Here is a 15,461-nt window from a genome sequence, read left to right on the forward strand (position 1 = left end):
TTTTATTTTAAAACATTTAAAATTTTCTGCAGTTCTGCACTTCCACTTCCCTGAAAATTATTGATAATGATAGAATATACATATTTCTTCCCGTCTTTTGATGTATGATATCCTGCATAAGATTTGGTATCTCTCATTGTTCCGCTTTTCATTTTCATCCCATTATCCTGAGTTGGAAAGCCCTCATAATATGTATCAAACCAAGGTTGTTTTTTAGCATAAATCAAAGCCTGAACTTCAGCTTTTGCCGAAACATAATTCTGTGGAGAAAGCCCGCTTCCATCGGCAAAATTAATCATATTGGGATTGATTCCCTTTGACTTCCAGAATTCTTTTAAAAAGGAAATACCACTTTTAAAACTCGGGTTTGATTTTTTTTCTTTCCCTAAAGTTTTGATTAAAGTTTCACCATAAAGATTCACACTTTTTCTCAAAAACCAATAGACAATTTTATCTAAAGTTGGTGACTGATAATTTAAAATAATATTATTTTTGGGTGCTTCTAGCGTCTTTTTTCCTTCAATTTCCAGTTGTGAGCTTGTCATTACTCTACCTGAAAATTCAACTCCTGATTCCCGCAACCATTTTATCGCCTCAACACCCAATTGTAAAGGCGGGTTGGGTACAGATCCTGAAACAGTAGTCACTTTTCCCGCAGGTAAACTTCCGTTGATTAAAGCGACATCTGAATGAGGGGCAGTAAAAATCAAACTCTGATCAGAATTTCCAGCTGCTTTTAAATCATTCAGCCATTTGATTCCTTCCAGAGGATACGAAAAACTTTTAAAATCGGTTCCGCTGATATTGATATCAAACTGGTTTTCACGCCAGTTTACACCCCAGACTCCGGCTCCGTAATAATTTCCCAGATCATCCCATGGCCACCCTCCCGGAATGGTCTGATGGTCAAAATAAGAATCGTCTATAATCAAATCACCTGAAATCTTTGTAATTCCTGATTTTCCAACAGCTTCCAAAAACTTTTGCTTAAAGTTTTCCGGTTTATAGCCATTATATCTCCAGCTACCTAAAGTGGGATCACCATTGGAGGTGATGTACAGGTTTCCGTTCAGATTTCCATCTGAAATTTTTCCTGAATAGGAAGATGTGGTTGTATAAGTATAATTATTACCTAAAATTTCCAAAGCAGCTGCAGCAGTAAAAATTTTTTGTGTTGAAGCTGTGGAAAGACCTTTATTTCCGTTGAATTCATAGATCAGATTTCCGCTTTCATCGGCAACGTAAAACGATATGTTTGATGAAATTGCCGAAGAAGAGTTCATCAGGTTTTTTGTAACATTGTCTAATTTCTGCGCGGTGTTTTGAGCAAAAATAATTTGCGTGGAAAGAATAGATATAATGAGTACGTTTTTCATTTAAAAAAATTAATAAATTAAAAATGCTTCAACTTTTCTCAGCATCATGGGTATATTCATACAAAATTACAATTTGCTTTGCGCCTCAATTTCGTAAGGTTCTTTATTTTTCTCAAAAATTCTTGTCAGTTCGCTGCCTTCAACGGTAATTTTATCTCCTATTCTTCTGATCCAGTTTCCTTCACGAAGACCTACAACTTTACTATCGTTTTGCGTTAAAAATTCTTTAATTCTGGTTTCTCTTGTTTCTCCGTTATGCTTCAAATCAGGATTCGGATCAAGATAATGAGGATTGATATTGAAAGGAACCAACCCCATGCATTCAAAACTTGATGGATAAACGATCGGCATATCGTTGGTTGTTTTCATGTTTTGTCCTCCGATATTGCTTCCGGCACTGCAACCAAGATAGGGTTTTCCGTTTTCTATATTTTGTTTTAGAACAGACATTAGATTTTCTTCATGTAAAGTTTTAACCAGCAAAAAAGTATTTCCGCCGCCGGTAAAAAATGCTTTTGCAGAATTGATTGCTTCAACTTTATTTTCAAATTCATGCAGACCTTTTACTTTAATATTTAATGTTTCAAAAAAAGATTGTGCTTTCTGGGTATATTCTTCATGAGAAATTCCTCCGGGTCTTGCAAAAGGAATGAAAATAATTTCATCTATCCCATCGTAAAGCTTTATTAATTCTTCTTTTAAATATTCCAAATAATTTCCGCCAAAAACTGTAGAAGTTGAAGCCAATATGATATTCATGATATAATTTAAGATTAAATTTATTTCTGATGAAAACAAAGATAATTAAAACTAATCATTTTCTTGATGAAACCATGAATTACAAAGGAATGATTATCTTTGTGCGAATAAATCTATAAACGAATGAAATTTTTTATTGACACTGCCAATTTAGAGCAGATTAAGGAGGCGAAAGACCTTGGAATTCTGGATGGTGTAACGACCAATCCTTCATTAATGGCTAAAGAAGGAATTCAGGGGGCTGAAGAAATCAAAAATCATTACAAAACGATCTGCGAAATCGTAGACGGAGATATTTCTGCCGAAGTGCTTTCTACAACGTATGAAGAGATGATCAAAGAAGGTGATGAACTGGCGGCAATCCACCCGAATATTGTGGTAAAGATCCCAATGATTAAAGACGGAATTAAAGCTTTAAAATATTTTTCAGATAAAGGTATTAAAACCAACTGCACATTGATTTTTTCTCCCGGACAAGCTCTTTTGGCAGCAAAAGCCGGCGCAACTTACGTTTCTCCTTTCCTCGGAAGATTAGATGATATTACGACAGACGGTTTAAATTTAATTCAGGAAATCAGATTGATTTTTGATAATTATATGTATGAAACTGAAATTTTGGCTGCTTCTATCCGTCATTCTATGCATATTATAGATTGTGCTAAAATCGGTGCAGATGTTATCACTTCACCACTTTCTCCAATTTTGAGCTTGCTGAAGCATCCTTTAACGGACAGCGGACTGGCTCAGTTTGTAGCAGATTCTCAAAAATTAGCTTAAATTTATTTTAAGAATAAAAAATCCCGAAACATATTTTAATGCTTCGGGATTTTTATTTATATCAAACAAGTTAGATTACCATTCAGAAGCTCTTCTTCTTTTTTCGATCATGTGATCTACAGAAACTTTACCCGCTCCCAATGAAATAATAATCAGATAAATTGAAAGATACAAAAGACTCATCTCTCTTTTATCGAAAGGATCTGATGAGTGTACTACAAATGCTGCTATCATCATGGTGAAAACCAGGAAACCTGCCGCAACTCTTGTGAAAAGTCCTAATATGATAAAAATTGAACAAACAAATTCAGCAAAGACTGTCAATCCTAAAGTTATTTTCGGACCTAATCCTATAAAATCAAAAAATTGTATATCTCCTCCTTCAATCAACATCTGAAGTTTGGGAAATCCGTGAGAAATCATCGCAAATCCCACCAATAATCTGACCATAAAAATAACAATATCAAAAATTAAAGGATTGGTTTTTGAGTTAAAATAGCTCATTGAATAAAATTTAATTTAAAGATAATAAAATCTATTAATACAACGATGGATATTAGGTTTTTAGTTTACCGGTAACCAAAATTCTTAAGGTCACGATCGTTTTTCCTCCAGTCTTTTTTTACTTTGACGAAAAGGTTGAGATGAATTTTTTTGGCAAAGAATTTTTCTAAGTCAATTCTCGCTTCGGTTCCCACTTTTTTGATAGCTTCACCTTTATGCCCGATTAAAATTCCTTTTTGGGTATCTCTCTCTACATAAATAATAGAATCAATAAAAATAATTCCCTCTTTTTCTTTGAACATTTCAGTTACAACTTCTACCGAATAAGGAATTTCTTTATCATAGTTTAAAAGAATTTTCTCTCTGATGGCTTCATTTACAAAAAATCTTTCTGGTTTATCAGTATACATATCTTTATCGTAGTACGCCGGACTTTCCGGAAGCATTGATTTTAGCTTTGGAAGAATGATATCTGTATTGAAAGCATTTAATGCCGAAATAGGAAGAATTTCAGCTTTCGGAATTCTTTCGTGCCACTCCGTTACCAATTTTTCCAAACCTTCCTGATTCGTTTGATCTACTTTGTTTAGCAAAAGTAACACCGGAACCGGAATTTTATTCAGCTTATCAATAAGAAATTCTGAAGGTTCAGCCTTATCGGTAACGTCTACAATAAAAAGAAAAACATCAGCATCCTGCAAAGAATCTTTAACGAAATCCATCATTTTTTCCTGAAGACCGTATTTGGGATCCAAAACTCCCGGTGTATCAGAAAATACAATCTGTAAGTCTTCCTCATTATAAATTCCAAAAATTCTATGTCGTGTTGTTTGGGCTTTTTGTGTTACAATTGCAAGCTTCTCTCCCATCAGCTGATTAAGAAGAGTAGATTTTCCCGCATTTGGTTTTCCAACGATGTTTACAAATCCTGCTTTGTGCATTTATTTTGTTTAAAGTTTAATGTTCTATGTTTAAAGTTTTACAAAGTTACTAAAACAAAATTTGCCTGCCTTCATCATTATATTTAAAAGGTTTATTTTTGGCATTTGAAATAAAGATAAATTATGAACTGGATCATTCTAATCATTGCAGGACTTTTTGAAGTAGCATTCGCATCATGTCTCGGAAAAGTAAAAGAAACCACGGGAAACGAAATGTTCTGTTGGTTTGCAGGATTTTTGATTTGCTTAACAATCAGTATGTTATTATTAATCAAAGCTACCCAAACTCTTCCCATAGGTACCGCTTATGCAGTCTGGACCGGTATTGGAGCTGTAGGAACCGCATTGGTCGGAATTTTCTTTTTCAAAGATCCTGTAAGTTTCTGGAGAATATTCTTTATCAGCACTTTAATTGGTTCTGTCATCGGATTAAAAGCAGTTTCTCATTAACGCTTTCTTAAAAAAATGTTTATAACTTTGGTAAAAAATAATACCATGAAGAAAATTTTATTCTGTCTTACTCTCATTGGCGGATTGATTTCCGCACAAAATCCTGAACTTTTCAGCAACAGCTGGTATATTTCCCAAATCCAGATAAGCGGACAGACGACCAACTCACCCGCTATGAGTCAAAGTATTGTTTCTTCATCATTTATGCAAAACGGATCTTTGTATACTTTTAGCTCAAGATATTTCAATACCGCAGGTGTACAAATAGTTTTCTCGCCAACTCAAAATTCTTTTACAAAAACTGACGGAGGTTGCACTTTAGTAGATTATTGGGGAAGTAATTGGCAGAATGCAAGACCTTATGATCAGAAAAACTGTGATTTTTATTTGTTTGCCAATGGAACTGTTTTTAATTATGAAATTCTGAATAATGGAACTGCAAAAACATTGATCATAACTAATCCTACCAACGGTAATCAAGTATTTTACAACAATTCTTTTCTCAGTACCAAAGAAGCTTCCGTAAAAAAAGCGTTTAAAATATTTCCAAATCCAGTCTCAGAATTTGCTATGATAGATTCTGTCGAAAAAAATCTTGCTTTGAAGATTTATGATATTTCAGGTAAGATATTATTTGAAACGCTCACTTCGGGGCAACTGCAAAAAATAGATATGAGTAAATTCCCAAAAGGACAATATATTCTAAGTATTGAAAATCATACATCTGAATTTATCATCAAAAAATAATAAAAAAGAGACCTCAAAATTTGGTCTCTTTTTTTATTACTTTTTAATTACAACCGGTAAAATTTCATTTTTTCTTAAACCATATTTTTTGACTTCTTCATCAGAAAACTTTTGAGAATAATAATTGGCTTCAGCTTCAAATCCTGCATTTCGCAAACGGTCAAAATAATCCATCCCATACCAACGAACATGGTCGTACTGTCCAAAATGTTTCTGCCTTTCTTTAGGATCTGTAATAGAAAAATCTTCATATGTTTTTTCCAGAGAATTTTTCATAGGAACCTGTAAAATTCCCCAACCTCCGGGTTTCATTACACGATAAAGCTCCTGCATGGCTTTTGAATCATCCTGAATATGTTCCAGAACATGATTGCAAAAAATAATATCAAAACTTTCATCGGGAAAGGGCAAATCTAAAATATCTGCTTTCACATCTACAATCGGAGAATATAAATCTGCCGAAATATAGTTGATATTGCTCATTCTTTTGAATTTTCTTAAAAATTCCTGTTCGGGAGCAATATGCAGAACTTTATAATTCTTAATAAAAAAATCGGTTTCATTCTGCAGATAAAGATACATTTGACGATGTCTTTCCAAGCTTAAAGTTCCTGGAGACAAAGCATTTTCTCTTTGTTTACCATATCCGTAAGGAAGAAATTTTCTGTATGATCTGCCGTCAATAGGATCAAAAAACTGATCCCCTTTAAAAAACTGATAAATAAGCGGACGCGCCCAGACACTCATCTGAATAAGCATCGGACGGGGAATTTTATTAAGCAAAAACTTTGTCAGCTTTTTCATTTAAAAATCTAGTTGAAAAGCTTTTTCTTCATCAGTCACAATTCCTAAAGCTTCATAAATATACTGGAAAGTAGACAGCAAAACCGGTTTACCGTTAATTACCGCCACATCATGCTCAAAGTGGGCAGAAGGTTGATTATCTAGTGTAGTAACCGTCCATCCGTCGTTATGGAACTTTACTTTTTCTGTTCCAAGGTTGATCATCGGCTCAATAGCGATAGTCAAACCATCTTTGATTACTTTTCCGCTACCTTGTCTGCCGTAATTCGGAACCTGAGGATCTTCATGCATTTGTCTTCCTACACCATGCCCAACAAGCTCCCTTACAACTCCATATCCTTCTTTTTCACAATGTGCCTGAATTGCATGAGAAATATCTCCTATTCTTTTTCCTCTTACACACTGCTCAATTCCTTTATAGAGAGATTCTTTAGCAACTTTTAATAATTTTTTGGTTTCAGGTTTTACTTCGCCAATTTCAAAAGTATATGCATGATCACCTACAAAACCATTGAGAATGACCCCGCAATCTACAGAAAGTATATCTCCTTCTTTTATTTCTTCTTTGCTTGGAAAACCATGCACCACCTGTTCGTTAGGAGAAATACACAGTGAATAAGGAAACCCACCGTATCCTAAAAAAGCAGGTTTCGCACCATGATCTTTTATAAATTCGTGTGCTAATTTATCTAAATGCAAAGTAGTAACTCCTGGCTTGATTTCTTTTGCTAACATTCCTAATGTTTTGGAAACCAGTTGAGCGCTCTGCTTCATCAGACGAAGTTCGTCTATATTTTTTAATTGAATCATTTATTTTTGATGTTAGATATTAGATGCTAGATATTAGTTTTAAATAACAGCAAACATCTATATTTTCTGACAAGTAAATTTGAAATATAGTCTAGAATTATTTTCTAATTACTAACTTCTAATTTCTTGATTTACCAGAACAGTCCTTTTTTCTTTTCTTTTTTAAGTTTTGAGTAAGCCAAAACCTCTTTACCTTCAACCCGAAACTCAATTCTCTCATTGATGATATTGTAGATTTCTCCCCATCCGGGAAAACCTCCCAAGTTTCTATCATCTATAAACCAGTCTGCATCAAGCTTTCTTGACTGGGTCTGAGGATCAAAAACTTCCCCTTCAAAACTAGAGTTGACTGCATAAAACTCAATACCATTTTGTCTGCAGAATTCTACAGCTTCATCTAAAGTCTTGCCATGTCTATACGTCCAAAGTATCAATCTGAAGCCTTGAGACTGAAGTTTTTTGAGTGTTTCGAAAGCGAAAATCTTAGCTTTACCAATTGCCGGATAAGCATCGTCTACGATAGTTCCGTCAAAATCAACAGCAATTTTCTTATTATTTAACATTTTGTTGCGTTTTTAGCTTTGCAAAGATATGAAATAAATAAAAGAGTGCCGAAAAACTATCAGCACTCTCTTTTATAATTTAATGTTAAAAACATTCTAGTTTTTTACCCAACTGAATTCAAACTGTAAATCCGGTGTAGAAAGCCTATCTGTAATTTTCTGAAGCCTTGAAGGAAGTTTCATTAAATACTCCTGTGCTTTTTCTGCTTTTTCGGTAAGACCTGTTACATGCTCTATTTTCCATTCATCAAGAAGTTCTTTCATGATATTAATGTAATCCTGACCTGTATAGACCATACATCTTTGCGCTGCATCTGAAAAATGTCCCCAAAGTTCTCCTGCTTTCTGACCAGATTGTCTCATCATGTGTGCAGGCATCACGATTTTTTTTCGCATCATATCTTCAAAAGCCAGAATCATCTCCGAAGGATCCAATTCTAAAATTTTGGTTACAAAATGCTTATAAGCTTTGGCGTGTCTTGCTTCATCTGCAGCAATCACTCCGCACATTTTCGCTAACTTACCGTTTCCTGACTGTTTTGCCAAGGTTCCTACTCTTCTATGGGAAATATTGGTTGCTGTTTCCTGAAAGCTTGTATAAACAAAATTTCTGTAAGGATCCATGCTGGTTCCTAAATCAAAACCGTCACTGATAAGATATTGTGTAGTGATTTCAACTTCTCTCATATTTACCCTTCCACAAAGATAAAGGTATTTGTTGAGCAGATCTCCGTGTCTGTTTTCCTCAGCAGTCCATGATCTCACCCAGCTTGCCCAGCCTACTTTTTCTTCCTGATTGACGCCATCAACTCCCATTAACCATGATTCGTAAGACGGTAAAGCTTCTTCTGTAATACAATCACCAATTAAGGTAACGAAAAGATCATAAGGCATTTCGCGTGCAAAGGTCTGAATCTCGTCTAAATCGTGTTTGAAATCTTCGCTTGAAGGATCAGGTAAAAAATCTGAAGGTTGCCATATTTTTTCTATCGGAGTCAAAAATTTATCAAGAAAAGAACTGACTTCCTTCTCCAAAATACTCATTACCTCTTTTCTTACCAGCTGATTGTACATTTAAAAATAAAATTTATAATTTACAAAGATATGATTTATTTATTATTTGGGGCATAATATTGTATGTATCTCATATGATGCCTGACATAAATCATTAAAAATAGCATTACTACTAAAGTTTGCTTATTGAAACCTTTTTAATTAACATAATAATAAAAAAATTTTACACAAACAAAATTAAACGCGTTCTTATTGTAACGCTATTTTACGATTATTATTTTGTATTTAAGATACCAAAATATCTCCTGTCATTACTGCAGGAATTTCAATACCCATTGTATGTAATATAGTAGGAGCTACATCCCCCAATTTTCCTGGTTTCAGTTTCCATTCTTTATCTTTATCCATAACAATCAAAGGAACCAGATTGGTTGAATGCTGTGTGTTGGGTGATCCGTCTTCATTAATCATTACATCAGAATTACCATGATCTGCTAAAATAAAGACCGCATATCCTTGCTCATAAGCCATTGTGGCTACTTTTTCTATACATTGATCAACAGTTTCGGCAGCTTTTACAGCAGCTTCAAAAACACCGGTATGACCTACCATATCTGTGTTAGCAAAATTTAAACATATAAAATCTGCTGTTTTGTTTTCCAGCTCAGGCAAAATAGCATTGGTAATTTCGTAAGCTGACATTTCCGGTTTTAGATCGTATGTAGGTACATCTTTAGGACTTGGGCATAGTAATCTTTTTTCACCGTGAAACTCTTCTTCCCTGCCTCCGGAAAAGAAAAATGTAACATGAGGATATTTCTCCGTTTCAGCAATTCTGATTTGTGTTTTACCGTTTCTTTCCAACACTTCTCCCATTGTTTCTTTCAAAACTTCTTCGTCAAAAACAACATTTACATTCTGGTAAGTCTTGTCATAATTGGTAAGCGTAATGTAATGGAGATCCAATTTATGCATGAAATATTCAGGCATATCATGCTGGCAAAGTACCTCGGTGATTTCTCGCCCTCTGTCTGTACGGAAGTTGAAACAAATTACCACATCATGATCTACTATCTTTCCTATCGGAACAACATTTCCAACCTGCGTTGTATTTACAACCACGATTGGTTTGATGAATTCATCTGTCACATTTTCTTCGTAGGAAGCTTTTATTGCCGTAACAGCATCTGTAGTCTGAAGACCAATACCTTCCACCATAGCGTCATAAGCCAACTTTACTCTTTCCCATCTTCTGTCTCTGTCCATCGCATAATATCTTCCGATCACAGAAGCCAGTTTTCCTGTCGTCTGGAGCATATGATTCTGAAGTTCCTCAATAAAACCGAGTCCTGAGTGAGGATCACAATCTCTGCCGTCTGTAAATGCATGAACGTATACATTTTCATTTAAACCAAATTCTTTGGCTGCAGATAATAAGCCTTTTAAATGATTAATATGTGAATGTACTCCGCCGTTAGAAACTAAACCGATGAAATGCACATTTTTATTTTCTTTTTTTGCATAAGCAAATGCCTGCTGAATAACTTCTTCGTGTCCTAAAGTTCCGTTTTCTACTGCCATATTGAGCTTCACCAGATTCTGATAAACAACCCTTCCTGCTCCAAGATTCATATGTCCCACTTCGGAATTCCCCATTTGTCCCGCCGGAAGCCCTACTGCTAAACCGCTTGCTTCTAAAGTTGTATGAGGGAATTTTTGATAACAGCTATCTATAAATGGTGTATTTGCCTGAGCCAATGCTGAAACATTAGGATTTGTTCCTAAGCCCCACCCATCCAGTATTGCTAATATTGCTTTTTTTGACATTTTAAATTTATTTAACAAACAAATTTATTGATTTTAAAGCGAATTGAAGAATTTGCAGGACTTAAATTTATATGAAAATATTACTGACTTTGACAGATTGAAACCATTGTTTAATTCTTATAACCTTTTATCTGATAACGTATTGTTTTTGAAGGTAATGTTTGTATTTTTATATTGTTGCCTTTATCAATTCCTGAAACTTCAGCTTCATTTTCCCAATTGCCTTTTGTAAATTTTAATTGTGCAGGAAGGTGAATTTTTAAGGTAATGTATCTTTGGTAGTTGCTTTTTCTTTTTAATTTCAAAGAAGAGGGATTCCAGCTTCCCAGTTCCGGCTGATTTCCGGTAATATAAATTTCATCATTTTTGTCAGGAACATTTACTATAAAAGTTACTTCATGAGTTTCGTCAGAATATTCTTTAAAAAAATCATCGAATTTTGAATTTTTATTTTTAGTGTATTCTCTGATGTAAGGACCCAGAAAACCGCTTTCTTTGAGAAACAATAAAGGATTCTCTATATTAAGAATATTGTGAATTGCTTTGTGTTTGTCTGACTGCTTTTCAAAATAAGCTTCAGTAATTTTGTAGCCAATCCAGTATCCCAAATCATTAGGTCTGTTATCTTTCCCACTTGTTCCGTAAAGCCAATCCTGATAATCGTCCTCCTTCAATTTTGTTACAAATTCCTTATAAAGTTTCTCAGAATTTGCTTCTCCATATTTAAAATGTGCGTTGCTGATGTTTTCTCCGGATACCAATTCGCTTACAAAATCTGCACTGCCTTCAGTCAAAGATTGCTTCAATAAAGAATCATCTCCTTTATTATTCTGCTGAAAATGAATCAGCTCATGTGCAATAAGTCCGGTAATTCCGTTAAGATCTTTAAGCTTTTCCGTTCCGATAATTATTCCGTCCTGGGAAACCGTACCTCCGGAATTAAAACGTCCGTAAACAAAATATACCGGTGGAAATTTAGCTTCAGGATACCAATATTTCAATGCGCTGTATATAGCTTTTATCCTTTTTTCTTTAGAACTGATCTCAGACAAGACATTTTTACTTTTAATATAATCTTCTTTCCTATGTTTTACCATGGCATATAAAGAGTCGGCATTCAATATCCTATAGGGTGTGAAACCTTTCACTCCCGGTGAGCCGTTTTTCATGTATTCTTCAAAAGGGTTACTTTTTGAGGTTTCCATAGCATCAAATGCTTTCCAGAAGTTTTTAACATCTTTTGTTTCAAATACAGCATTCAGAGGGCTTTCTGAAAACCCTGACTGCGCTTTTGTCATGCCGAAAGACAATAATATGGCTGCTAAAATGTAAATTATATTTCTCATAAAGGTAGAATTATTATAAAAGGACAATTAAATATAAGGAAAGGTTACATCCAATTACAAATAATTTTTAATTTTGCTGTATGGACTTACGTGATCAACTCAAAAACCTCTTCCCGGAACATCAAGAACAGGATTTTCAAATGCCTGAAGAAGAATTTAAGCAAAAAGAACCTTTGGTCTGCAAATTTGAAAAAAAAGGCAGAAACGGAAAACCTGTCACCATCGTTGAAGGTTGGGAAGGAAGTGAAGAAGATCTGAAGAAAATTTCAAAAAAAATAAAAACCACACTAGGAATCGGTGGTTCTGAGAAAGACGGGACAATCATTATACAAGGTGACAACCGGGATAAAATAATGAATATCCTGAAAGAAATGGGCTATAAAACCAAAAGAGTGGGCGGATAATTTTAAAAATAGATTTGTGTCTGAGGCATCAATTCTCTTAATTTCTTAATAGTTTCCTGATTCATTGGATTTCCTGCTAAGATTAAGGTTTTCAGATTTTTGAGCTTACTAAATTCTTTCGGAAGATCTTTAAGCTGATTATTTGCGAGATTCACACTGACAACAGATTTCAGTTTTTTTACATTTTGTGGAATTTCCTTAATCCTGTTATCACTTACATTCAAAAATTCTAAATGTTCCGATTCAAAAAGCTTTTCAGAAAGGCTGATAATTGAGTTATGCTGTAGCTCCAGATATTTCAGTTTTTTCGGAAGCCTTACATTACTGAAATCATTAATCTGATTAGCAGAAAGATTCAGATATCTTAAATTTTCAATCACGCTCAGATCATGACTGATAAAACTGATCTGATTGGATGACAGATTGATTTCTTCAAGTCCTTTTATTTTCAGTAAAACTTCAGGGAATGTTGTGATATTATTGGCATCAAACTGTACTATTTTCAATTTTTGAAGATTTGCCAGATTTTCATTGATTTTTACCAGCTGATTGAGATTCATAGAAAAGTTGGTAAGATTTTTCAGGTTTCCGATCTCGTCAGGAATAAATTTGATATTGTTGGAGTTGATATTCAGAATTTCAAGCTCATTAAGCAAAAAAATTTCCTGATCAATTTGCTCAAGGTTATTTCCCATTAAATTCAGAAAAAAAAGATTTTTGAATTTCGATATTTCGGGAGAAACATTATAAATTCCTTTATCTCTGAAGCTCAAACTGTAAACTGTATTTGTACCAGCCAATGCTTCCTGAATATCTGTAAATGTAGGATATTTAAGGGGATCAATCTGTGCATTGATTTTAAAAAAAGCAAAAAAAGTAATTGTGAGTAGAAACAGGTTTTTCATATTCTATCAATTAAAAAGCCACCGACAAAGAAACTGCCGGCAGCCGTGAAAGAAAATTAGTAATTTATTTTTTGAGGATTTTTACCGTTTTCTGGAATCCTTCTGCTTCGATATTAAGCATCAACACTCTTGTTGTCTGGAGTTGTGTTGTAAAATCCAGCTCTAAAGAAGTATTTGATCCGTTGAAGGTTTTGCTGTATACAATTTTACCCTCCATGCTATAAGCGGTTACCGAAAGATTTTTCAATGCTTTTGGCGAATTGATTTTTACAAGTCCGGCAGTAGGATTTGGTGATACTGTTACATCTGACTGAGCAACAGTTTCCGTTGTTCCAAGAACCTGCTGATTTCCTAAAAATTGTTTAAGAGCGATAACCATGGTTGCAGATTTACCTCTGTAATCAATTGTATTTCCTGTTGCATCAATATCAGTAGAAATTGTAGAACTCGGATGCTGAACAGAGAAGAATCCGAATTTGTGATCTGGTGTAAACGTTAATCCTGTTGGTTCTGATCCTGCCGGCATAGAAGCAAATAATCTTACTTTCGGATTTGCCTGAGTATGATCCGGAGCAACTACCCAGATGTAGTTTTTGCCACCGTCCTGAAGCACCCAAAGATTACCAAGCTCATCAAAAGTAAGGTTATCATTTCCATCTCCCCATGTTTCGGTTTTTACCCCCTGTAGAGTGTTGAATGAATATTGTGTGCTGAGTCCCCCGACAAATGTTTCTACCTGAGAAACTGTGGTTCCGTTATCCTGAAGACGGTAAACTTTATTCAAACCTTTTGCGGCAAAGTAAATCTTACCGTCAATCGGGCTGATCTCTACATCTTCTACTCCATTGAACTGAGTTCCGCCTAATGACTGCGCCAATGTTGACGTGTTGTTTTGGTCTGCTTTTGTTTTATTCGGAATCTGAATCCAGCTTCCTGTAGTGGTTACAGGATTTCCGCTTGATAATCCCTGATCTAGTTTTAATACATATAAATTTCCTGAACTAAGGTTATTGGGAGTATCCATCACATATTTGTAAACCATATGAGTTCCGCCATCTTCCCCATAATACGCAGTAGTTCCGGCATTATTGATAACTACATTTTCATGGTTCATAATTCCCATCTGCCAAAGTTTTCCTTTGCTGCCATCCGTATTGGTTGTAATTACCTGTGCTGTTACCGGATCTATTTCAATCAGCCAGCCGTAATCTCTGTAACCGTCTGCGTTGGTATCATTTCCTGTTACCGATTCTTCCGCAGTAACAATTGTTCCCCAAGGAGTGACTCCTCCAGAACAGTTTCTGATGGTCTGAACCAGACTAGGAGCAGAAAAACTAACTCCTCTTGACTTGCTCAACTGCCAAAGTTTTGTTGTGGAATTATAATCAATTTCAGCTATCGTAACTCCTCCCGGATTGGTCTCGTGGTTTACGGACAGATAACCATCTGCACTGCTTGAGTTTTTTGGTACATATCCTGTAAAGTCATTCAGACCACCTATCATTCCTCCACCTTCGGTATAATTGTCGCCTTCTTTCAAAATCATCTGAAATGCGTGGTCTGCAGGAATAATGAGTTTAGAAGTCTGGCTTGTAGGTACAATAGATGTAAAACAGCTGATATGCGTTCCCGTACATGTATTAACCGGCGGCGTTACAGGCACGGTCGTTTTCAGATAAGCATCTATTGTCAGATCAGAACTTGTGGTACTTCTGTTATGCAATTCAATAGAAATTCTGTTGACACCCTGTAGAAATTTATTTTTCGGAATGGTAAAAAGATTAATTGCAGTCTCCGCGGCTCCGTCTATGGTAGTACTTGAAAACGTATTGTGGGTAACAGTTCCTGAAGGCATATTGTCTCTTATCACTTCCTGACCATTCAGATACACAATAATACCATCGTCTCTTCTCACCCCAAATTCCATATTGTCACTTAAGTCTGCAAGATTTACCGTAAAATCTTTTGCAAAATAGGCTGTAGTCAATCCCGAACTAATTGTTGTAGTTACCGGATCACCATACCCTAAAGGTCCGTTTCCGGAAGCCCAGGAAGTAATATTGTAATCTGCATTTTTCCATTGAGCCGGCAACGCCACATTGCTGTCATTGTAGCTCCATGATGATCCTTGTCCGAAAATGGTAGTCTGCGCATGAATCAGTGAGCCTGCCATTGATGCAAGCATAGCAACTGTAAGTAGTTTTTTCTTCATTTTAATACTTTTTATTTTTACT

Annotated in this window: 16 protein-coding genes; 4 read left to right on the forward strand and 12 right to left on the reverse strand. The window is 35.1% G+C overall.

Features of this window, described 5'->3' with window-relative positions; translation table 11 throughout:
• Positions 1–2: 2 nt before the first annotated feature.
• Positions 3–1,376, reverse strand: coding sequence for a D-alanyl-D-alanine carboxypeptidase/D-alanyl-D-alanine endopeptidase (gene dacB / locus FOL89_RS10860; RefSeq protein WP_144282821.1), 1,374 nt, complete (start codon positions 1,374–1,376; stop codon positions 3–5).
• Between the two features lie 66 nt (positions 1,377–1,442).
• Entirely contained in the window at positions 1,443–2,135 is a 693-nt protein-coding gene (gene pepE, locus FOL89_RS10865; RefSeq protein ID WP_144282822.1) for a dipeptidase PepE, read from the reverse strand.
• 123 nt (positions 2,136–2,258) lie between these two features.
• On the opposite strand from pepE, the gene fsa reads away from it, so the two are divergent.
• The gene (gene fsa / locus FOL89_RS10870; RefSeq protein ID WP_144282823.1) at positions 2,259–2,912 is read left to right on the forward strand and encodes a fructose-6-phosphate aldolase; all 654 of its coding nucleotides are present in this window, start codon (positions 2,259–2,261) and stop codon (positions 2,910–2,912) included.
• Positions 2,913–2,987: 75 nt separating this feature from the next.
• On the opposite strand, the gene FOL89_RS10875 is transcribed toward fsa, so the two are convergent.
• Together FOL89_RS10875 and era are read right to left on the reverse strand one after the other, a co-directional pair.
• Positions 2,988–3,416 carry a DoxX family protein gene (locus FOL89_RS10875; RefSeq protein ID WP_144282824.1) on the reverse strand — a complete coding sequence of 143 codons (429 nt, stop codon included), beginning with the start codon at positions 3,414–3,416 and terminating at the stop codon, positions 2,988–2,990.
• Between the two features lie 65 nt (positions 3,417–3,481).
• Positions 3,482–4,357, reverse strand: coding sequence for a GTPase Era (era, locus tag FOL89_RS10880; protein WP_144282825.1), 876 nt, complete (start codon positions 4,355–4,357; stop codon positions 3,482–3,484).
• A gap of 123 nt (positions 4,358–4,480) precedes the next feature.
• Here era and FOL89_RS10885 point away from each other — a divergent pair, with 123 nt between their 5' ends.
• Positions 4,481–4,807, forward strand: coding sequence for a DMT family transporter (locus tag FOL89_RS10885; protein ID WP_144282826.1), 327 nt, complete (start codon positions 4,481–4,483; stop codon positions 4,805–4,807).
• Positions 4,808–4,852: 45 nt separating this feature from the next.
• Entirely contained in the window at positions 4,853–5,554 is a 702-nt protein-coding gene (locus tag FOL89_RS10890) for a T9SS type A sorting domain-containing protein (protein ID WP_185146968.1), read from the forward strand.
• 36 nt (positions 5,555–5,590) lie between these two features.
• On the opposite strand, the gene FOL89_RS10895 is transcribed toward FOL89_RS10890, so the two are convergent.
• The 6 genes from FOL89_RS10895 to FOL89_RS10920 all read right to left on the reverse strand — a co-directional run bounded on the left by FOL89_RS10895 (position 5,591) and on the right by FOL89_RS10920 (position 11,918).
• Positions 5,591–6,358 (reverse strand): class I SAM-dependent methyltransferase, encoded by a 768-nt coding sequence (locus FOL89_RS10895; RefSeq protein WP_144282828.1) that lies wholly within the window; start codon positions 6,356–6,358, stop codon positions 5,591–5,593.
• Positions 6,359–7,168 carry a type I methionyl aminopeptidase gene (gene map, locus FOL89_RS10900; protein WP_144282829.1) on the reverse strand — a complete coding sequence of 270 codons (810 nt, stop codon included), beginning with the start codon at positions 7,166–7,168 and terminating at the stop codon, positions 6,359–6,361. It abuts the gene before it with no gap.
• A 131-nt stretch (positions 7,169–7,299) separates the two neighbouring features.
• On the reverse strand, positions 7,300–7,731 hold the full coding sequence (locus tag FOL89_RS10905; protein WP_144282830.1) for a BT0820 family HAD-type phosphatase: 432 nt from the start codon (positions 7,729–7,731) through the stop codon (positions 7,300–7,302).
• Positions 7,732–7,827: 96 nt separating this feature from the next.
• The gene (locus tag FOL89_RS10910; protein WP_143883695.1) at positions 7,828–8,805 is read right to left on the reverse strand and encodes an acyl-ACP desaturase; all 978 of its coding nucleotides are present in this window, start codon (positions 8,803–8,805) and stop codon (positions 7,828–7,830) included.
• 225 nt (positions 8,806–9,030) lie between these two features.
• Positions 9,031–10,572: a 2,3-bisphosphoglycerate-independent phosphoglycerate mutase gene (gpmI, locus tag FOL89_RS10915; RefSeq protein WP_144282831.1), complete on the reverse strand. Its 1,542-nt coding sequence runs from the start codon at positions 10,570–10,572 to the stop codon at positions 9,031–9,033.
• 110 nt (positions 10,573–10,682) lie between these two features.
• Positions 10,683–11,918, reverse strand: coding sequence for a DUF2268 domain-containing putative Zn-dependent protease (locus tag FOL89_RS10920; RefSeq protein ID WP_144282832.1), 1,236 nt, complete (start codon positions 11,916–11,918; stop codon positions 10,683–10,685).
• Positions 11,919–11,998: 80 nt separating this feature from the next.
• Between FOL89_RS10920 and FOL89_RS10925 the strand changes: the two genes are divergently transcribed.
• A complete protein-coding gene (locus FOL89_RS10925) occupies positions 11,999–12,322 on the forward strand; it encodes a translation initiation factor (protein WP_144282833.1) in 324 nt (107 codons plus the stop codon).
• 2 nt (positions 12,323–12,324) lie between these two features.
• Here the strand turns inward: FOL89_RS10925 and FOL89_RS10930 are convergent, their stop codons facing one another.
• Both FOL89_RS10930 and FOL89_RS10935 read right to left on the reverse strand, forming a co-directional pair.
• On the reverse strand, positions 12,325–13,227 hold the full coding sequence (locus FOL89_RS10930; protein ID WP_144282834.1) for a leucine-rich repeat domain-containing protein: 903 nt from the start codon (positions 13,225–13,227) through the stop codon (positions 12,325–12,327).
• Positions 13,228–13,291: 64 nt separating this feature from the next.
• Positions 13,292–15,439, reverse strand: coding sequence for an alkaline phosphatase PhoX (locus tag FOL89_RS10935; RefSeq protein WP_144282835.1), 2,148 nt, complete (start codon positions 15,437–15,439; stop codon positions 13,292–13,294).
• Positions 15,440–15,461: the final 22 nt, after the last annotated feature.

The organism is Chryseobacterium echinoideorum (genome assembly GCF_007474535.1).
GTDB classification, from domain to species: Bacteria; Bacteroidota; Bacteroidia; order Flavobacteriales; family Weeksellaceae; genus Chryseobacterium; species Chryseobacterium echinoideorum.